The sequence below is a fragment of the Vibrio sp. SCSIO 43097 genome (genome assembly GCF_023650755.1).
Lineage (GTDB): Bacteria > Pseudomonadota > Gammaproteobacteria > Enterobacterales > Vibrionaceae > Vibrio > Vibrio alginolyticus.
Genome location: NZ_CP071840.1, coordinates 2,196,335 through 2,216,085 on the forward strand (window position 1 = coordinate 2,196,335; position 19,751 = coordinate 2,216,085).

Annotated in this window: 18 protein-coding genes; 8 read left to right on the forward strand and 10 right to left on the reverse strand. The window is 45.1% G+C overall.

Going from position 1 to position 19,751, the window contains the following annotated elements:
• The first annotated feature begins 6 nt into the window (after window positions 1–6).
• The gene (locus tag J4N40_RS10720) at window positions 7–867 is read left to right on the forward strand and encodes a lipase secretion chaperone (RefSeq protein ID WP_206953199.1); all 861 of its coding nucleotides are present in this window, start codon (window positions 7–9) and stop codon (window positions 865–867) included.
• 24 nt (window positions 868–891) lie between these two features.
• On the opposite strand, the gene J4N40_RS10725 is transcribed toward J4N40_RS10720, so the two are convergent.
• From J4N40_RS10725 to pspA, 7 genes are all read right to left on the reverse strand, one after another.
• The gene (locus J4N40_RS10725) at window positions 892–1,458 is read right to left on the reverse strand and encodes a DNA-3-methyladenine glycosylase I (protein ID WP_158156170.1); all 567 of its coding nucleotides are present in this window, start codon (window positions 1,456–1,458) and stop codon (window positions 892–894) included.
• A gap of 72 nt (window positions 1,459–1,530) precedes the next feature.
• Window positions 1,531–4,641, reverse strand: a complete 3,111-nt coding sequence (gene vmeI, locus J4N40_RS10730; RefSeq protein WP_017634672.1) for an efflux RND transporter permease subunit VmeI — start codon at window positions 4,639–4,641, stop codon at window positions 1,531–1,533.
• The gene (locus J4N40_RS10735; RefSeq protein ID WP_005378112.1) at window positions 4,638–5,735 is read right to left on the reverse strand and encodes an efflux RND transporter periplasmic adaptor subunit; all 1,098 of its coding nucleotides are present in this window, start codon (window positions 5,733–5,735) and stop codon (window positions 4,638–4,640) included. Before J4N40_RS10735 ends, vmeI begins: the two co-directional genes overlap by 4 nt.
• Before the next feature lies 1 nt (window position 5,736).
• On the reverse strand, window positions 5,737–6,768 hold the full coding sequence (locus tag J4N40_RS10740) for an efflux RND transporter periplasmic adaptor subunit (protein ID WP_213907831.1): 1,032 nt from the start codon (window positions 6,766–6,768) through the stop codon (window positions 5,737–5,739).
• Between the two features lie 161 nt (window positions 6,769–6,929).
• Window positions 6,930–7,319 carry an envelope stress response membrane protein PspC gene (gene pspC, locus J4N40_RS10745; RefSeq protein WP_017820868.1) on the reverse strand — a complete coding sequence of 130 codons (390 nt, stop codon included), beginning with the start codon at window positions 7,317–7,319 and terminating at the stop codon, window positions 6,930–6,932.
• A complete protein-coding gene (gene pspB, locus J4N40_RS10750) occupies window positions 7,312–7,545 on the reverse strand; it encodes an envelope stress response membrane protein PspB (protein WP_005378117.1) in 234 nt (77 codons plus the stop codon). The genes pspC and pspB overlap by 8 nt, the downstream gene beginning before the upstream one ends.
• Window positions 7,546–7,559: 14 nt before the next feature.
• Window positions 7,560–8,231 (reverse strand): phage shock protein PspA, encoded by a 672-nt coding sequence (pspA, locus tag J4N40_RS10755; protein WP_005378119.1) that lies wholly within the window; start codon window positions 8,229–8,231, stop codon window positions 7,560–7,562.
• Window positions 8,232–8,463: 232 nt separating this feature from the next.
• Here pspA and pspF point away from each other — a divergent pair, with 232 nt between their 5' ends.
• From pspF to J4N40_RS10785, 6 genes are all read left to right on the forward strand, one after another.
• Window positions 8,464–9,471 (forward strand): phage shock protein operon transcriptional activator, encoded by a 1,008-nt coding sequence (gene pspF, locus J4N40_RS10760; protein ID WP_017820869.1) that lies wholly within the window; start codon window positions 8,464–8,466, stop codon window positions 9,469–9,471.
• Window positions 9,472–9,676: 205 nt separating this feature from the next.
• On the forward strand, window positions 9,677–11,296 hold the full coding sequence (sapA, locus tag J4N40_RS10765) for an ABC transporter substrate-binding protein SapA (protein WP_017820870.1): 1,620 nt from the start codon (window positions 9,677–9,679) through the stop codon (window positions 11,294–11,296).
• On the forward strand, window positions 11,296–12,258 hold the full coding sequence (locus tag J4N40_RS10770) for an ABC transporter permease (RefSeq protein ID WP_005378122.1): 963 nt from the start codon (window positions 11,296–11,298) through the stop codon (window positions 12,256–12,258). Before sapA ends, J4N40_RS10770 begins: the two co-directional genes overlap by 1 nt.
• Window positions 12,245–13,132: an ABC transporter permease subunit gene (locus J4N40_RS10775; protein ID WP_005378123.1), complete on the forward strand. Its 888-nt coding sequence runs from the start codon at window positions 12,245–12,247 to the stop codon at window positions 13,130–13,132. Before J4N40_RS10770 ends, J4N40_RS10775 begins: the two co-directional genes overlap by 14 nt.
• Complete coding sequence (locus J4N40_RS10780) at window positions 13,132–14,127, forward strand: peptide ABC transporter ATP-binding protein (protein ID WP_005378126.1); 996 nt, start codon at window positions 13,132–13,134, stop codon at window positions 14,125–14,127. Before J4N40_RS10775 ends, J4N40_RS10780 begins: the two co-directional genes overlap by 1 nt.
• Window positions 14,124–14,915 (forward strand): peptide ABC transporter ATP-binding protein, encoded by a 792-nt coding sequence (locus J4N40_RS10785; RefSeq protein WP_005393308.1) that lies wholly within the window; start codon window positions 14,124–14,126, stop codon window positions 14,913–14,915. The genes J4N40_RS10780 and J4N40_RS10785 overlap by 4 nt, the downstream gene beginning before the upstream one ends.
• An 82-nt stretch (window positions 14,916–14,997) precedes the next feature.
• Here J4N40_RS10785 and J4N40_RS10790 read toward each other — a convergent pair whose 3' ends face one another.
• Together J4N40_RS10790 and J4N40_RS10795 are read right to left on the reverse strand one after the other, a co-directional pair.
• Complete coding sequence (locus J4N40_RS10790; RefSeq protein WP_054576411.1) at window positions 14,998–15,387, reverse strand: DUF2750 domain-containing protein; 390 nt, start codon at window positions 15,385–15,387, stop codon at window positions 14,998–15,000.
• Window positions 15,388–15,455: 68 nt separating this feature from the next.
• The gene (locus J4N40_RS10795; RefSeq protein ID WP_017634678.1) at window positions 15,456–16,361 is read right to left on the reverse strand and encodes a manganese-dependent inorganic pyrophosphatase; all 906 of its coding nucleotides are present in this window, start codon (window positions 16,359–16,361) and stop codon (window positions 15,456–15,458) included.
• Between the two features lie 186 nt (window positions 16,362–16,547).
• Between J4N40_RS10795 and J4N40_RS10800 the strand changes: the two genes are divergently transcribed.
• A complete protein-coding gene (locus J4N40_RS10800; protein ID WP_062730704.1) occupies window positions 16,548–17,762 on the forward strand; it encodes a putative manganese transporter in 1,215 nt (404 codons plus the stop codon).
• Between the two features lie 77 nt (window positions 17,763–17,839).
• On the opposite strand, the gene J4N40_RS10805 is transcribed toward J4N40_RS10800, so the two are convergent.
• Window positions 17,840–19,579, reverse strand: a complete 1,740-nt coding sequence (locus J4N40_RS10805; RefSeq protein WP_054576408.1) for a glycoside hydrolase family 36 protein — start codon at window positions 19,577–19,579, stop codon at window positions 17,840–17,842.
• Between the last annotated feature and the right edge of the window lie 172 nt (window positions 19,580–19,751).

Sequence of the window (19,751 nt, forward strand, 5' to 3'; positions counted from 1 at the left end):
ATCACAATGAAGAAAGTCGCTCTCACCACTTTTATCCTGCTCTCGATATTTGGCGTGGGAGCGCTTTCTCTGTTGCAAAGCGACAAACAACAAGAGATAACCTCTAACCATTCGCAATCTCAGCAAGATATAGCCGCCGATGTCTCTTCACCAAAAGATTTCTTCGAATATTCTCTTAGCCGGCTGGGCGAAGAAGATCTCGATACGATCAAAGCGGAAGTCAATGATGACACTTTAGCAAAGCAAACTCTGAATATTGATGCCAAACTTTTTCAAACCTACCTTTCCTACAAGCAAGCACTCTCTGCATTAGAGCCTTTTGAGCACAACCACCTAACGCTTGAACAGTTAACCATGCTGAATGAAGCAATACTGAACTTACAGCTTCAATACTTTAGCGAGGTGCAGATAACCCAATTGTTTGACGAAGAAAACCGACTTCGCCAACTTGCTTTAGAAAAGGTGACGATTAAAACACGGGCATCGGATATCGAGAGTCAGGCCCACCTTCTTAATCAAGCATTATCAGAACAACCGGATTACATACGAGAAAGTGAACGCAATAACGCATTAGCAAAGCAGCTCGAGCAAGCTTCTCAGCTTGATTCACAAGACATGTACATCGCCCGTGTTGCTCTGGTAGGAGATGCCGGAGCGCTGAGGCTGCAAAAGCTTGATGAGCAAAGAGCATCATTTGAGACTCAACTCGCCACTTACTTAAAGCAGCGTCAAGATATTCTGAATAGAAATTTTCTAGGGCAAGACGAAAAACAGGCAGAAATCATTGCTTTAAGAAAACAAAGCTTCGATGCCACTCAATGGCGTCGAATCGAAGCTTTGGAACGTATTCATGATAGCCAGAACTAACAACATTAGCTTAATAGCCAAACGTTACTTATGCTGCTTTTTAGGACATCCAACGATATGGTCATCCACCATGCCGACGGCTTGCATGAAAGCATAACAGATGGTTTCACCGACAAACTTGAAGCCTTTCTTTTTTAAGAATTTACTCATGGCTTTGGATTGCTCTGTCGAAACTGGCACGTCACTCATATGTTGCCATTGATTAATGATTGGTTCGCCGTCCACGAACTGCCACAACGCGTCTGATAAACTTCCGTATTCAGCAATTAACGCTTTGGCCGCTTTGGCATTACTGAAAACCGAGTTAATCTTTCCGCGATGCCTCACAACATCGAAGTTTTCCACGATGTATTCAGCGCGTTCTTCATTTCTTTGTTCCAACGCATCTAGGTCGTAGTTCTCGAACGCTTCTCTATACCCTTCGCGCTTTTTAAGAATGGTGATCCAACTAAGGCCAGCTTGCGCACCTTCCAACGTAATAAATTCAAACAGGACTTGGTCGTCATATACTGGCACGCCCCATTCGGAATCATGATATTCGCGCTCTAATGGGTGATTCATCGCCCACGCACACGTTTTTTGTTCTGTCATTATTCTTCCTTAAAAAGCGCCTCTAACTGATGAGCTAGAGGCGCGATATTTTTCATCGTTATATCAGTAGCACTAAGCCTGTTTCGGTACTGCCACTTTATGGAACAAACGATACAACACTGGCACGACAATCAGTGTCAGGACTGTCGCAAAACCCAAACCAAACATAATCGTAACCGCCATTGGTTTGAAGAAAATATCTGGCAACAGTGGGATCATACCAAGGATCGTCGTGATAGCAGCCATACAAACGGGACGGACGCGACTTACCGCAGCATCAACGACCGCGTCATAAGCCTCTTTACCGGACTTCATTTCAATTTCAATTTGGTCCAGTAATACGATGCCATTTTTGAGCACCATTCCCGATAAGCTTAAGAAACCGAGCAATGCCATAAAACCAAACGGCGTGTTGAGTGCCAACAAACCGGTAGTGACACCAATTAACGCCAGCGGCACGGTAAGCCAAACAATGAGTGGCTCTTTGATAGAGTTAAATAGGAATACAGTGATCAAGAACATGAACAAGTACCCCATTGGCATAGTAGTAAACAGTGACTCTTGAGCATCACCTGAAGATTCGTATTCACCACCCCACTCTAAGGAATAACCTGGTGGTAATTGAATCGCTTCGATTTGGGGCTGTAAACGTTTTTGCAACGTCGATGCGGTTTCTTCACCTAGAATATCAGGGTCTGCCATCACAGTGAGCATACGCTTACGGTTCTTACGCACAATAATAGGGTCCTCCCAACGCATGTCATAACCCATTGTGACTTGTTGAAGTGGGATAAACTCACTCTGTGCTGGACTCCATATTTTCATGCCTTCGATGTTACGAATATCAATGCGCTCATCTTCTGGTAAACGAGCCACGATAGGCATGAGCGTCGTGCCGTCTCGGTATAAGCCTATCGTCATTCCAGAGAATGACATGGACAAGAAATCATCGACGTCCGATTTGGTAATGCCATAGCGACGTGCCTGACTCTCGTTAAACTGAGGTTCAAGAACTTGGGTTCGTTCACGCCAATCATGCCTGATATTTGTTGCCTGAGGGTCGGCGTACATGATGTCCTTGACCTGAGCGGCTATCGTACGAAGGACGGTTGGATCTGAGCCAATAATGCGAGCTTCAATTTTTGCACCACCACCAGGGCCTAACTCAATCTGTTTGAGCTTGTAATTGATTTCTGGGTAGTTGGCTTTTAAATACTCTCGAAACTTCGCCATTAATGGTTTCAACGCTTCGTAATTTTCCATACGAGTGGTTATCTCACCATAAGCCGCATAACTTTTCTCTGGCGCGTACGTTAACATGAAGCGCTGTAAGCCTTTACCCGCGGTCGTCGTGATATGGTCAACATGCTCTTGCTTAGCTAACCAACTTTCTAACTCTTTAAGCGTTGTGTTGGTTGCTCGAATATCAGTTCCTTCTGGCATCCATACATCTAACTGAAAAATCGGCGTTGTCGAAGATGGGAAAAACGCTTGCTTCACAAAGGTGAACCCGTAAACACTTGCCGCTAATCCCGCAATCAGCACCACAACGGTAAACCAAGCACGACGCATACAAAACTGAAGAAACTTTTTATAAATAACGAAAATAACCCCGTTATATGGATCATTTTCTTCCCCTTCACCTTGTTTAATCTTCTGGCCTTTAAAGAAGATGTCAGCAAAGAATGGTGTCAACGAGATAGCGGTAAACCAGCTCAACATTAAAGAGATCAGCAGAACCGTAAATAAAGTGCCACAGTATTCGCCCGTCGAGTCTTCAGACAGTCCAATTGGCGCAAATGCAGTTACCGCAATCACAGTTGCCCCAAGTAATGGCCACTTTGTTTGGGTAACAATGTCGGTCGCTGCTTGGAGTCGAGTTCGCCCTTTTTGCGTACCAATCAAAATCCCCTCAACCACGACGATTGCATTGTCCACCAGCATACCTAACGCGATAACCAAGGCACCTAATGAAATCCGCTGCAAATCTATCGCGAGATACTTCATGAAAATGAACGTACCCAGCACCGTCAGCAGCAAGATTAAACCGATTAGTAGCCCAGAACGTAGCCCCATAAAGAACAGAAGTACGATAATGACGATACCGACAGCTTGAGCCAAGCTGACAACAAAACCGCTAACCGATTTATCCACCTCTTTAGGCTGACTGTAAATTTCCGAGATTTCGATACCGACAGGTTGTTGGTACTTTAGCTCGGCAAGGCGATGATCAAACGCTTTTCCGACTTCAACCACATTGACGCCTTCAGCAAAAGAAACACCCACGTTCAGTGCAAGGCTGCCGTTAAAATTAATAACATTACTCGGTACTTCTACATACCCGCGTTTTATTTCCGCCACATCTTTCAAGAAAATGAGCCCCTGAGCGCCCGACTCAGTAATCAACAAATCACCCAGCTCCTCCACACTCTGGAACTCGCCAGTCGGCTGAATTCTGATGTACTCGTCACCAATTCTGATCGCCCCTGCGTCAGAAACCACGTTTTGCGTCGAAAGAAGATTAAACACGGTATCCGGAGCAAGACCTATACTGCTCAGCTTTTTCATCGATACTTCGATGAAAACTTGCTCTTGCTGTTGCCCGGATACCGAAACTTTACTCACGCCATCAACCAGTTCGAGCTCTCGGCGTAAGTAATCGACGTAATCCAGTAGCTCTTTATAGCTATAACCGTCGCCAGTCACCGCTAACAAAATCCCGTAAACATCACCAAAATCATCGATCACTTGAGGTTCATTCACACCTGGAGGCAACGTCCCTTTAAGGTCGTTCACTTTACGGCGCAACTCATCCCAAATTTGTGGTAGATCATCAGGGCCATAATTGTTCTTCATCGTGACCGTGATTTGAGATAATCCCCGGCTAGAAATCGAATTTACTTCATCAACATAAGTAAGCTGCTGAATCGCTTTTTCGATTGGGTACGTCACTTCTTCTTCGACTTGTTGCGGTGTCGCACCAGGGTAAGAGGTCACTACCATCGCATCTTTAATAGTAAAAGCAGGGTCCTCAAGACGCCCTAAACCAAAGAATGCGGCGATACCACCAATCAAAAATATCAGTGCGACCATCCAACTGATGACGCGATTTCGGATGAAGTACGCAGCAATACCGGTCACATCATCATCACTTTGAGGCACTGATTTATTAAGATCGCTCATAGACCGGCCTCCTGCGTAGCCATTTCCTGTATCACTTCCACTTTCATGCCATCCCTTAATCGAGAAACACCGGCAATCACGACTTTGTCTTTGAGCATGAGACCATCAAGGATTTGAATGGACGTTTTAGATGCCTTACCTGCTCGCACCTGTTTGCGCGATACCGTATTGTCGTCATTCAGTACCCAAACAAATTTGTTTTCGCGCCCCAGCTCGTCACCATCCGCATTAAAAATGGCTTCGATAGGAACATTAATTCCTAGGTTGAGATCAAGCCCAACATTCTCGTCTTTAGAAGTTACCTCAACAGCCATACCATCTAGAATGTACTCTTCTTCCGGCATAGGAAGCGACAGTGTGACAGTAAACGTACCTGTTGTTGGGTCGGGTTCGGTTGTAAATTCTTTTACCGTCGCGTTATATTCGTTACCACTGGGCACGCGCACTAATGCTTTGATCGCGGTAAGCCTTTCTTCCGTTGGCGGTTGGTTCACATAGAGGCGGTCAGGAAGCTGAATCAACACTTCGACTCGCTCCAAGCTGTGAATATTAACGATATGCTGTCCGACTTGAACATTTTCGAATTGGTCGATATTAACTCGCGAAATAATCCCATCCACGGGCGCTTTTAAGGCAGTAAATGATAGACGAAGTTTGGCTAACTGAAGCTCAGCTAAGGCGATTTGTCGTTGTGCTGCAATTTCATCAAACTGAGACTTAGCTAATAGGCCTTTATCAACCAAAGGGCGTGAGCGGCGATACTGACTGTCGACAACAGAAAAACGCGCACTCGCATTATCTACATCCAACTCATAGTCAGTGGGATCTAGCGTTGCAATGACATCACCCTTCGTGACTTTGTCGCCCTCTTTTACCATGATGCGGCTGACTTCTCCTGCCACTCTGAAGCTCAAATGAGAGCGATCCGCTGCATTCGCAACCGCAGGGAAGTACAAGTTGTCATCCACCTTGTTTCCCGCTAATGACGTAACTCTAACTCGTGGCGTTTCGAGCTCTTTTTCTGGCGCCTTATCCCCACAGCCAACGAGAAAAAGCGTTGAAAGTAAAGTCGCTAGAGAGATGATTCCTTTCATATTACAACCCTCTTTCCTTAATCCACGCTCTTACCTTAATTCCGGGTTCAATTACACTGACACCCGAGATAATGATTTGGTCGCCATCGTTAAGCCCGGCTAACACTTGATTTTTGTCATTCATCTCAATTGCGGCTTTGGATACAATGCCTTGCTCATCGACACGCCAAACGTATGTTTTGCCGTTTTCTTCTAGCAACGCGGAGTTAGGAATCTTTGTCGCTCCTGCACTTTTGGACAGGAGGTAAGCATTGCCAGACATTCCCGGCAAAAGGCCAATTTCTGCTGGCCGCTCCATGACCATCGTGACTTTGTAACTGCCCGTTTTAGGGTCGGCTTCTGTATCGATTTCCTGAAAGGTTAAGTCAAAGGCTCGCTCGGGGAACGCATCAAATATCATTCTGGCAGAGACATCGCTCCCCTGCGTGTAACGATTTAGAAGATAGTCTGGGATTTGGAATATCACTTTGAGGAGTTGGTTGGACTGAATATTCATCACCCCTTCTTTCGCGGCAACATATTCATGGTTTTCTGCTGGAATGTACGAAATAGTTCCATCATATGGCGCGACAAGTTTGGTATACCTTAAGTTTGCCTTTGCTTGATTCCATTGAGCTTTTGCCGAGTTGTGGTTCGCTTTTGCCTCATCAAAATCTTGCTCAGATACTACTTGGTCTTTACGTAGCTTTTGGTATCGCTTGTATTGCACATCTGCGAGCAAAAAATTTGCCCGAGCTTGCTGTTCGAGCAGAGAATATTCATCTGGGTTTAATGACGCCAAAACATCACCTTTACTGACGACTTGACCTTCATTCACTTCTATCGTTTGAAGAAGCCCAGGAACTCGAAATGTCAGTACTGCTCTATCGCCAGCTTCCGTCGTGGCAGGAAAATGTCGCTCAAACTGGGCATTGCCAACAGATACTGTAAATAGCTTCGCAGGGCGCGATTCAGGTTCAGGAACAGGAGGAAGTTCTTTACCGCACCCCGACAAGACAGCCGAGATGGCAATAGGAATGAGCAATCTTCTCATTACATTCATCCATAAAAATTGGGGGATTATTTTTAAAGTAGATGAATTTTGAACGAACTTCCAGAGCGGAAAAGATTAATAGTGCTTTAAAATTAGTAATTTGTGATAAAAAAGCAGGCTTTATGCCTGCTTCAGTTAAATCTTCTTTGGATACAAAATGCCTAGAGCTTACTGAATTCTCTGTTCACCCTATATGTATCAGACGTAACATAAGCTTCCATGTTACGAATTTTGACATCAAGACGGTCAAAATCCCTTTCCAACACACTGAGCAGTTGATCAGGGCTTTGCCCTTTCTGCCAAGGCTTACTTTTGAGCGTATGCTCTTGCTGCGCTCTGATATTTTCAGAATACGTTACTGGTTGCTTTTCTAACATAAACGCCATCGCGATGTACGCTAACAATACCAAAAACGTACCACCTAACAGCGCTGCAGAAATCACTACAATACGAATCAACCAAACTTCTGCACCAAAGTAGTTGGCAATTCCGGCGCAAACACCGGAGATTTTGCCATTTACTGGGTCACGATACAGTTCTCGATTATTCATACTTTCGTCTCCATGTTGGTGACTCAGCATCCAAGATGCGCTCCAATGTATCAACTCGGGACTGCATCGCTTCCGCTTTTTCAGATAGTACCTGAAGGCGCTCTAAATCTTGGCTCGACAGTGCACTATCTGTTTTGCGTTTGCTGCGATAGTGTAAGAAGAGCCATAGTGGAGCGACAAAGATTAAAAAGACAATCACTGGTCCTGCTATAAAAAATGCCGACATAAATGGCTCCTTTCTTATTTATCTTTCGATGACATCTGTTCTTTCAGTTTTGCCAACTCTTTTTCAATTTCGTCTTGTGCCTGCAACTCTGCAAACTCTTGTTCTAGCGATTTAGCATTACCAGTTTGAGCATACAAGTCTGCTTCCGCTTCCATTTCATCCACTTTACGTGAGTACTGCTCAAATTTCGCCATCGCTTCATTAGTACGGCTAGTGTGCAGGTGTTTTTGCACATCACGACGGTTAGATGCAGTTTGGTTACGAATTGCTAGTGCTTGCTGTTTTGCGCGCGTTTCAGCAATTTTGCTTTCCAACTTACCAATCTCGCCAGTAAGCTTATCGATCGTTTCTTCCACTAAGGTTTGCTCAGTGTGGAGGCCCTTAATCACTTGCTCTAGCTTTTGCTTTTCAATTAACGCTGCACGAGCTAGATCTTCACGCTCTTTAACTAATGCTAAGCTCGCTTTTTGGCCCCATTCGCCAATTTGCTCTTCTAACGTTTCAACCTTACGAGCCAACTCTTTCTTGTCTGCAATCGCTTTAGCCGAGTTAGTACGCACTTCAACAAGTGTGTCTTCCATTTCTTGAATGATAAGACGGATCATTTTTTCAGGATCTTCCGCCTTGTCCAGTAATGCACTGATGTTTGAGTTAACGATATCTGCAAATCGAGAAAAAATACCCATAACGGAACTCCTCTTTTTTCCTATTAAAACTCGACAAGGTGGTGATTAACCTTGTGTCTCCCTGAATATATAACAAGTAACGTGCCAACTTATAATTTTCTTTTAAATCAGATTGTTATTCATTTTGTTGTCGTTACACACTATTGTGCTATGATGTTTTTCACCAACTGTTGGTGAAATTTACCAACTCTATCCCTGAATCATGGCTCGGCTGTTAAATAAGAAGGATTTTATGAAGCAAAACCTGATTGGTGAATCACCTGCTTTTCTCGCTGTACTAGATAAAGTATCACAACTTGCACCCATTGAGCGCCCAGTCCTCATCATTGGTGAACGAGGTACGGGTAAAGAACTCATCGCTCAGCGTTTGCATTATTTATCAAGACGTTGGGATAAACCACTACTATCACTCAACTGTGCGACATTAAGCGAAGGGCTAATAGATTCCGAATTGTTTGGACATGAATCCGGCTCCTTCACGGGCTCTAAAGGTAAGCATAAAGGGCGTTTCGAGCGCGCCGAGGGCGGTACTTTGTTTCTTGACGAACTGGCAACCGCACCACTTTTAGTTCAAGAAAAGCTATTACGCGTCATCGAATATGGTGAATATGAACGAGTTGGCGGTCATACCGCTCTCAATGCGGATGTTCGACTTGTTTGTGCAACCAATGCCGACCTACCAAAGTTGGCAGAGCAAGGTGATTTTCGTGCAGATCTGCTCGACAGGCTAGCCTTCGATGTCATTATGTTACCCCCTCTTCGCGAGCGCAAAGAAGACATTCTCTCTTTAGCAGAGCACTACGCGATGAAAATGTGTCGTGAACTGCAACTGGAATACTTTGTCGGTTTTACCCCAAAAGCGCAGCAGTCGCTTATTGAATATGAATGGCCCGGTAACGTCCGCGAACTAAAAAACGTGATTGAACGTGCAATTTACCAACATGGTCTGAATGCTCACCCAATTGATGAACTGGTTTTCAATCCTTTTGAAACGGTTTGGCACAGCGCGCTTGGCCATAGTGCAAAACAAGCAGAACAACAAGAAGAGGAAGCATCAAGCAACACCATCCAATTCCCTCTAGACTATAAACAATGGCAAGAGGAACAAGATATCCATTTACTCAATCGTGCATTGGAAGAAGCCAAGTTTAATCAACGACAAGCAGCCGAGCTACTTGGCTTGAGCTATCACCAATTACGAGGGATGGTTAGAAAATATGGTTTGGTCGGACAAAGCTAACTTGACCGAGAGTACTCAATCAATACACGAGCTCGTGACTGCGCTCTAATTCGCATGCATTTATGGCATAACACCTTACAGTGTATGGATTTTATGTTTGGAGCGAGTTCACAAAGGTGATAAATTAGCGAGATCATTTTCGCTTGTTAGCTTTGAAAGAGTAAGATCAAACGAAACGAGCAAGATCCAATGAACATTTCATATTATGAATGCTTTTATAAGATTATCGCTGAGCCTTATTGGGATTAGCCTACTGACCGCTTGTGGCGATGAAATTGACCACAATGATATTCGCAAAGCTGGCTTTGTGTTTTGCGGACAGGGTAAGCCGACCACGTTTAACCCTCAGCTTATTGATAGCGGTATTACCGCAGAGGCTCTGAGCCCGCAGCTGTACGATACGCTGCTCACGCTCGATCCTAAATCACATCAGCCCGTGGCAAGCATCGCCGAGAGTTGGTCAGTAAATGAATCAGGGACGGAATACACGTTTAAGCTTAAACGTGGTGTTAAATTCCAAACCACGCCTTGGTTCACACCCACTCGCCCATTGAATGCAAAAGATGTGGTATTTAGCTTCAAGCGAATCATCGATGTAGACCATCCTTTTCACCAAGTAGGTGGTGGTTTTTATCCATGGTTTGCAGGGTTAGATTTTCAAAACCTACTCCAAGACGTGGTTGCAATAGATGAGCATACGGTAAGGTTTACGTTATCTCAGCCAAACTTTTCTTTCTTGGCCAATATTGCCACCAGCCATGCGGTTATCTTGTCTGCGGAGTATGGACAGCAATTGGCTGCAAAAGATCATAAAGAAGAAATCGACCAACTTCCTATCGGTACCGGCCCTTATCAATTAAAAGAGTACCAAGTGAACGATTTGATTCGATTAGAGCGTCATTCTAATTACTGGAAGTCACCAGCAAAAATGGAACAAGTGGTGTTCGATATCTCTCACAGAGGCACGGGTACATTAGCTAAACTTTTAAGAAACGAGTGTGACGTACTCTCTTCACCTATTTCGAGCCAAATACCTGTCATTCAAGAAAATGACAACCTTGAGCTGACGGCTACACCAGCTAACAACGTTTCCTTTATTGCGATAAACACAGAAACCACCGCGCTGAGTGATGCTCGAGTTCGCCAAGCACTTAACTTAGCGATCAACCGTCAAAATATTTTAGATTCGGTTTACTACGGAACTGGCTCCCAAGCTTATACCTTGCTACCACCTAATTCATGGGCTTATCAAAAAGACAGTGTAAAAATTCGTTATGACCGGAATTATGCATTGGCACTACTTCGAGATGCAGGCTACGAAGACGGCCTAGAATTGACCATGTGGGTACCACTTGAACCACGTGCTTTTAACCCAAGCCCTCGCAAGACCGCGGAGCTAATCCAAGCGAATTTTGCCGATATTGGGGTTAAATTAACGCTACTGACCGATGATAGGTTTGAACGTGTGGATTTGGAGAACATCAACGATATCGATTTACTTTTAACAGGTTGGATTGGTGATACCGGGGATCCTGACAACTTTTTCCGCCCTTTATTATCTTGCGAGTCTGACCGCGTTGGCCTTAACGTGTCCATGTGGTGTAACGATGACTTCGATTTCTTGCTCGATTTGGCGTTAGAAACTCAAGAACCGCGTTACCGTTTGAACCTATATCGCCAAGCACAGAACATTTTGAATCAAGAGTTCCCGGTTATTCCTCTGGCGCATGGCGTGCAGTTCCGTGTGCACGACAAATCGCTGACAGGCTTCAAATCAAGCCCTTTCAATGCCCAACCGTTTGATAGAGTTGAGAGAATTCACTGATGTTTTGGTATACCGTTCGACGCTTTAACCTATTTATCATCACTTTGATGATCCTTACATTAGTGGGTTTTTCTCTGCTTCGCCTTGACCCTCTCTCGCACTGGGCAAACGTTGATTTTTGGTCTGGTTGGCAAACTTACTTAATCAACCTTTCTCAGCTTGATTTTGGCATAAGTAAAAACGGCAACGCGATTTATGACGAGCTCGCCGTCGTATTCCCTGCCACTTTGGAACTGTGCTTTTTTGCCTTTTTGGTGTCCCTTTTGATCGGTATTCCACTTGGAACCGTGGCTGGGATGAAGCAAGGTAAATGGCTCGACACCAGCATTTCATTCATGTCGATGTCTGGTTATTCCGCCCCAATTTTTTGGGTGGCTCTGTTACTTATCATGGTTTTTTCATTAGAGTACCAACTCTTTCCCGTGGCAGGACGATATGACCTGCTTTACGAAATTGATCATGTAACCGGATTTGCCATTATCGACGCATTCATGGCGAAAGGTGAATACCGCGCTCACGCACTGCAAAGCGTCATTGAGCATATGGTGCTGCCATGTTTGGTGCTTGCTTTGGCTCCAACCACCCAGGTTGTCGGACTAATGCGCTCCTCGGTAGCGGAAGTGATGAGCCAAAACTACATCCGTGCAGCGAGAATCAAAGGTCTTTCTAACCGCGAAATCGTAACTCAACATGTATTGCGGAATGCGATACCGCCTATCATTCCCAAGGTTGGTGTTCAACTTTCGAGTATGATTACCTTAGCTATCATCACGGAGTCTATTTTTAACTGGCCAGGTATTGGTCGTTGGCTTTTAGATGCGCTAGCAAGCCAAGACTATGCATCTATCCAAGCTGGCGTGATGGTACTTGCGACTTTGGTTCTTACCGCTAACATACTCTCGGATTTGATTGGCGCGATGATTAACCCTTTAGTTCGAAAGGAATGGTATGCTAACAAATAACGTTTATCAGGAAGAGCGCATTCCAACACAGTTTGAGCGTTTTTGGCGAAGCTACCGCGCCAACGGACTAGCCATGTTTGGCTTGTGGTGCTTGGTGTTTATCGTCCTTATTACCATTTTTGCCCCCCTACTTGCACCATTTGACGCCCAAGCACAGTCAGGTGAGTTGCTTGTGCCGCCATCATGGGCTCCAGCAGGAACGGTTGATTACTTTTTGGGGACCGATGACTTAGGTAGAGATATTCTTTCGCGCCTGATTATGGGCTCTCAGCTGACATTTGGCGCTGCTGTCGCCATCACCGCAATTGCTGCCGTTGTAGGCTGTTTAATTGGCGTATTGGCAGGTATGACGAAAGGCTTACTGTCGAGTACTCTCAACCACTTGCTCGATACCGTCATGTCGATCCCGTCGCTCTTATTAGCAATCATTTTTGTGGCATTTCTAGGCTTTGGTGGGTTCAATATTTTACTCGCAATCTGCTTGGCTTTGATTCCGCGTTTTATTCGCTCCGTTTATATCGCAGTCCACACCGAAGTTGAAAAAGACTACATAATGGCAGCACGCCTTGATGGCGCTAATGATTTCTACTTACTATGGAGTTCAATTCTTCCTAACATTCTGACGGTCATTGCCGCTGAAATCACACTCGCGCTCTCTGCTGCGATTTTAGATATTACGGCACTGGGTTTTCTTGGCCTAGGTGCACAGGCCCCAAGCACCGAGTGGGGAGCAATATTAGGTGACTCTGTCGAGCTTATTTATATTGCACCTTGGACAGTGACCCTACCCGGCCTGACCATCATGTTTACTGTTATTACCCTAAACTTAGTAGGTGAAGGTGTACGTCAAGCGCTTAATGCGGGGATCGAATAATGCCGTTGTTAGATATTCGACATTTGACCATTGAGATCGAAACACCTCAAGGGTTGGTCAAAGCCGTTGACCGAATGAGCCTAACTTTGAACGAAGGCGAAATTCGTGGTCTTGTAGGTGAGTCTGGCTCTGGAAAAAGCTTAGTTGCAAAAGCGATTGTCGGTGTGAGTAAAGATAACTGGCGCATCACCGCTGACCGTATGCGCCTTGGCAATATTGACTTGCTTCAGCTTACGCCAAAAGAGCGTCGGCGCGTCATTGCTCGTGATATTGCGATGATTTTCCAAGAGCCTTCAACTTGTCTTGACCCTTCAGAGGAAGTCGGGCGTCAATTGATTGAATCCATTCCATCTCGCGCATTTGAAGGGAAATGGTGGGAGCGATTTAAATGGCGTAAAAAACAAGCCATCGCGCTTTTGCATAAAGTGGGTATTAAAGATCACAAGCGTTTAATGGGTAGCTACCCTTATGAACTGACTGATGGTGAGTGTCAAAAGGTCATGATTGCCATGGCGATTGCGACCAAACCTAAATTGCTGATCGCAGATGAACCAACCAACGACTTAGACCCGATTACCCAATCGCAAATTTTGCGTCTGTTGAGCCGCATGAACCAACTTAATAACACAACCATTCTGCTTATCGGCCACGACTTAGCGACCATAACACAGTGGGCAGGGCGTATTACGGTAATGTATTGTGGTCAGTCGGTGGAGTCTGCCGATACCAGTAAAATCATTGCGGCACCCAAGCACCCGTACACCGATGCCTTGCTTAAAGCGATGCCTGACTTTAATGATTGGGTACCACACAAGCAAAAACTCCAATCCCTACCGGGCTCGATTCCGCCATTGCAGCATCTGCCTATCGGTTGTCGCCTCGGACCACGTTGCCCATATGCGCAGAAACAATGTGTAGAAATTCCACACACCAGACGAATTAAGAATCATAAATTTAACTGCCACTTTCCATTGAACACGGAGAAAAAGTCATGAGTGCGTTACTTGAAGTCGATAATTTATCGAAGCAATTTGTTACGCGCTCCCGTCTGTTCAAACGTCAGGTTAATGAGGCAGTTAAACCGGTAAGCTTTACTTTAGAGCCAGGACAAACTATTGGTTTTATTGGTCAAAACGGGTCAGGAAAATCCACACTAGCTCGTATGCTTGCTGGCGTTGTTGAACCAAGCTCCGGAGAGATCCGTGTGAATGGCGAACGATTGGAGCACAAAGATTACGCGACACGCTGCAAGCTCATCCGCATGATTTTCCAAGATCCAAACACATCGTTAAACCCACGAATCCAGATTGGTCGTATTTTAGAAGGTCCGCTAAAGCGAAATACCAACATGCCGCCAGATGCGCGCATGCAGCGTGTAAAGAACACCCTACTCCGCGTAGGATTGCTGCCTGAGCACGCCTATTTTTATCCACAAATGCTAGCTGCCGGTCAAAAACAGCGCGTGTGTTTGGCTCGTGCACTTATTCTTCAACCTTCCATCATTGTCGCTGATGAGGCGTTAAACGGTTTGGATATGGCAATGCGCTCGCAGATCATTAACTTATTCCTCGAGTTGCAAGAAGAGATGGGATTGTCATTTGTGTACGTGTCTCAGCATATTGGCATTGTTAAGCATATTACTGATAAAGTGATGGTGATGCATGAAGGTGAAGTGGTCGAGTTTGGCGAGACCAACCAAGTACTGACTCATCCCGAGCATCCTATTACTCAACGACTAGTCGAAAGCCACTTTTATAAAGCGCCAAGCCATCAAACAAAATAGCTTATCAAAGATGTAATCGTGCAAATGTAAAGAAGCCTGCTTTAACGCAGGCTTCTTTATTGCATGGGTACTAATCAAAGAACTAACGGCGGCTCGCTTGTTTGCGCAGTTCAAAATCAAACTCGTCAGGAAACAATACGACCCCTTCTTCATTTTGATTTGGGAATACAACAATCGATAGCTCGTCATCCTCTAGACCAGAGGTCCAACGGCTGTGCCACTTGTTTAAAGAGATCGCCTCAGGCTCGCAATCTTCCCAATCACCATTCGCCCATTGCAAAGCAAACTCTTCGTTTGGCCATACTGGTACACAATCATCATCTTCTGTATTTAACATGACACAGCCATGTTCGTCTTTCAGAATCCAAATCTTACGATTCGCCACAATCTCTTTTACGCAGTACTTTAAACGTTGCTCTTCATTGTAGCGATTAATGGTATCCATCTGCTCTTGGGTCAGTTGCTCAGACATATTCGTCTCCTATTTCCCATAGAAAAATGCCCGCAGCTAGGCGGGCATTTAAAGTATATGCTAGAAAATTAGGCTAGCTCAGTTTGAAGCCAAGGCCAACCTTGCTTCTTACGGCTTAGCGTGTTTTCCATCATTAGCATGCCGTCTTTTTCGTGCTTAACAAGCTTCTCAGCCCACTCACCTTTGTATAGAAGACGAGTTTGAGCAGTCGTGATGTCTGTTAGCATTACAGCAGCGAACGCTAGGTTATCTTTCTCACAACGAGATTCTAGGTCTGCTTCTAGTGCTTCGATCATACCGTCAACTTGCTCAAGAGTTGCAAGTTCAACCTGACCAACCACTACGTCACGACCGTTGAATGGGTAACCTTTAAGGTCTTTCTCAACAAGCTCAGCCGCAGATAGACCTTCGATGTTTGTCTTAGCAATTAGAAGATCTTTAGTGAATGCGTCAACATCTTGTACGTCTGCGATTGCCGCTAGCTCAGCAACGGCATCTTTGTCTTTTTGTGTACAAGTTGGAGAAGCGAAGCCTACTGTGTCAGATAGAATTGCTGACATCATTAGCTTAGCGATTTGTGGAGTAATCGCGTGACCTTCAATCTTGAACATGTTGAATAGAACAGTGTTGGTACAACCAACAGGCCAGATCCATGCTTCCATTGGGTTTACTGTCATCACGTCACCTAGGCGGTGGTGGTCAACAATACCCGCAATTTCAGCTTCTGCGATATCGTCTGGTGCTTGTGCTAGATCTGAGTAATCTACTAGCCAAACGGTCTCACCCGCAACTGATGTGCGAAGCTCAGGAACTTCAGCGCCAGCAACTTCTAGGATGTGCTGAGTTTCACGGTTGATTTCGCCTTGGCGAATTGGCATAGCTTCAACGCCACGCGCTTTTAGAAGTTCAGTTGCAACGAGTGCACTACAAATACTGTCACTGTCTGGGTTCTTATGACCTACAACTAGAATCATGTTTCTTCCTATTCAAGTCAATTTTATACGCCGCCTAATACAGTTAATTAGGGCGTGTTTGCTCACAAAGGCCGATACTTTACCTGATTTCAGAGAGTTTGACACGAAGAAAAGTTCACAATGCTATTGCGAATAAATCTCATTTACATATAATGATAATTATTCCTATTTGCATTTGAGTAAACGATGAACGCGACCCAATTTTTACACTCTGCACAACAGTTGTTTCAGCCTACTCAGTTTCGTTTAGCTTATAAGCGATTGCTGATCCCTATCGTCATGCTCATTTTGCTAGGCAATGAAAATACACGTGACGTTGCCGTACAGACGCTATCCGACTCATTCTGGGCAGTGTCATGCTATGTTGCTGCCACATTGGCTATTTATCATTATCTTTCAAACTTTATGTCGAAAACCAATCGAATTACCGAGCTCTACCATCGCTCGCGTAATCATCAGGTTTTCTTTGCTTCTTTATTGGGTGCTTTGCCTGGCTGTGGTGGCGCTATTGTTGTGACAACGCAATTTATTAGTGGCCGAGTGGGATTTGGTGCGATTGTCGCGGTACTTACTTCAACAATGGGTGACGCTGCCTTTTTACTTCTGGCCGCCAAACCAAGTGTTGGATTAGGCGTGGTTGGATTAGGCATTATCGTGGGTACTCTTTCAGGGTTAGTCGTTAATGCTTTTCATGCTGATAACTTTCTGCGACCAGAACCAAAAGAAGCACCTCAGACACATGCTTGTTGCCAACACCAGACAGACCGACACACACCCCTTGAACAACGTGCAATCAATCTACAAGGCGCATTTTGGAAATGGCTTATTGTGCCTGCTAGTGTCGTTGCTGTGTTAATGTCTTTCCAAATCGATATTAATCAGCTGTTGTCTTTGCAGGCCAATACCATTGAATGGCTGGGCGCTATCTTCGCGGTGATCACAATGTCGTTGTGGGCTATGACAAAAGAGCTCGGCGATTATCAGTCAACGGTCTCTGAAGATGAAAAAATCGTGGACTCACACCCGATTCAAAAAGCAGCACAAGATACGAATTTCGTCAGTGCTTGGGTGATCGTGGCGTTTCTGGCGTTTGAACTGACGACCTATTTTTCTGGACTCGACCTTGTAGAAACCTTTTCTCATTGGGGAATTTGGATGCCATTAGCTGGCCTAGCCATTGGTATGTTGCCTGGTTGTGGACCGCAAATTTTAGTCACTAGCCTATACATTTCTGGTGCAGCGCCACTTTCTGCGCAACTGGCCAATGCGATTTCTAACGATGGTGACGCCCTATTCCCCGCCATTGCAATGGCACCGAAAGCTGCTTTGGTCGCGACTATTTACTCGTCCATTCCTGCGTTTATTGTTGGATACGGGTATTACTTTTTATTCGAGTTCTAACGCCCAGAGCATCAAAACGAGAAAGGAGCCGCAATAGGCTCCTTTCTTGATCTTGGTATTGGGCGATTTACTTCACGTTATGCTGTAACGATCGCTTTCGCATTGAGCCCTTTATCAACGCTCACCATTAACAACTGGCAAGGTTCTTGGTTTAGCTTTTCCCCTGTCCAGTAATCATACCAGTCCACCGGTTGATCAGACGTCAGCGTAAATTCCATCGCTCCGTAACTCGCATAATTAAACAAACAATGGAGGTCATTCTTCGTCGTTAGTTTTAAAAACGCGTGATTTAAACTCAAAGCGGTAAACTTTGCAGATTGTTGGTTACGTTGTTGACGTAACATGAGCTTAGACAGTGTCTTCTTAGCAAACGGCGTAATCTCAGGGAGCGGGTCACCAGACAGCAGCAAACCACCACTCGCTAATAACACCGTGCGATGAAATTCATACTCTTCTCTGGATGCAGATTGATTAGCTAATGAAGTGAACGTGGCGCAATCCGGGTCAATTTGCCACAATTTTCGATGCTGCCAACTACGGTAAAAGGTTTCTTTGGCTATCTGCTCGAATCGACGACTATGACGCTCTACATCGTCAGAAACACGCATTGCATCCACAAGCCCCAGAGATGGCCACATTGGCGCGTTGCAACCTAAAAGCCACGCATCACCAGCGCCTTTGGCAATCGCTTCCATTCCTAAGCGATACGCCTCAACGCCTGTAATACCAGATTGTTTACGAACACCTTTTAAGGTGCCCCAATAGTTCGCGTCTAGCTTGAACAACTCAACGCCCCACTCTTGTCTCATGACAGAGACTACATTCGTCAGATGGTCTTGTACTTCTGGGTTTGAGGTATCGAGTATGTACCAAGGCGTGCATCGCCAACCACCGTATGTGACATCTTCTGCTTTAAGTAAGCCACCATCCTTGTGGCGAACAAACCAATCTGGATGCTGTTTGAAGATCTCCGACTCAGGCTGAGCAATAAAGGGCGCCATCCAAATCGCCGGCTTTTTGCCTTTTGCACGGATACTATGAATGAGCTCTTTTACGCCACCAGAAAACTTATCTGATGGGGTTAACCAATCGCCCATAAAGGCTTGATAGCCATCATCCAGAAGTACCCACTCCAGGTCTTCGAGCTTATCTTGCATGCAATCAACGTTCTGCATGATGTTTTGCTCTGTCACGTCTGCGTAGTACGCGTACCACGAACACCAACCAACAGGCGCATCTTGTGTCACACCTTGGCGAACAGGATGATGCTTTGCAATCATCTCGCCATAGGTTTGATAAAGCTCGGACAGCGATTGACCACAGAGTACCGCCACGGATTCAAGTTGATTACTTTCCCAATCCGCCACTTGAGTCAACTCACCATCAATTGCGGCTGATAAAACCCAATGCCCATCACGCAGCACAACATCAAAATAGCCTGCAAAGCGATGACATGATGTGAAGCCAAATAATGTGTAGCCCGCTGAACCTTCCACCACTAAATAGTTGTAATAACGCTTAGGTGCATCTTTAGGGTAGATTCGATAAGAAGGATTACTGTCTGGGCAGCGACCAATATCAACGGGGTGATTGATCGTTCCCGCCGTTTGCGCCAACATTTGAAAACCATCCCCAATTACGTCGGCCTCGTGCTCGTACAAAAACGGCATTTCGAATAACACTTCACGGTCCGTAAAGGTTTTATTGTGAAGACCAGCAAAAGAAAAATGTAATTGATTACCCTCGACTTCAACTTGGAAGTCATTGTTATTCACAGTGATCTCAGTGTGATTTGCTAATTGAATGCTCTGAGCCATAAAGAGTCTACTCACTTAATTATTATTGTTTAGCTTGGCGCATTATCTCCTGCTTGTCTCACCCAATTCGTTACCATCATCACGAATACCAGTCTCGTTTAACGTTATGAAGTTACTATTGAGACAACGCTCACTGAAATTTTGATAAAAAAATACCAGCCCTGAGGCTGGT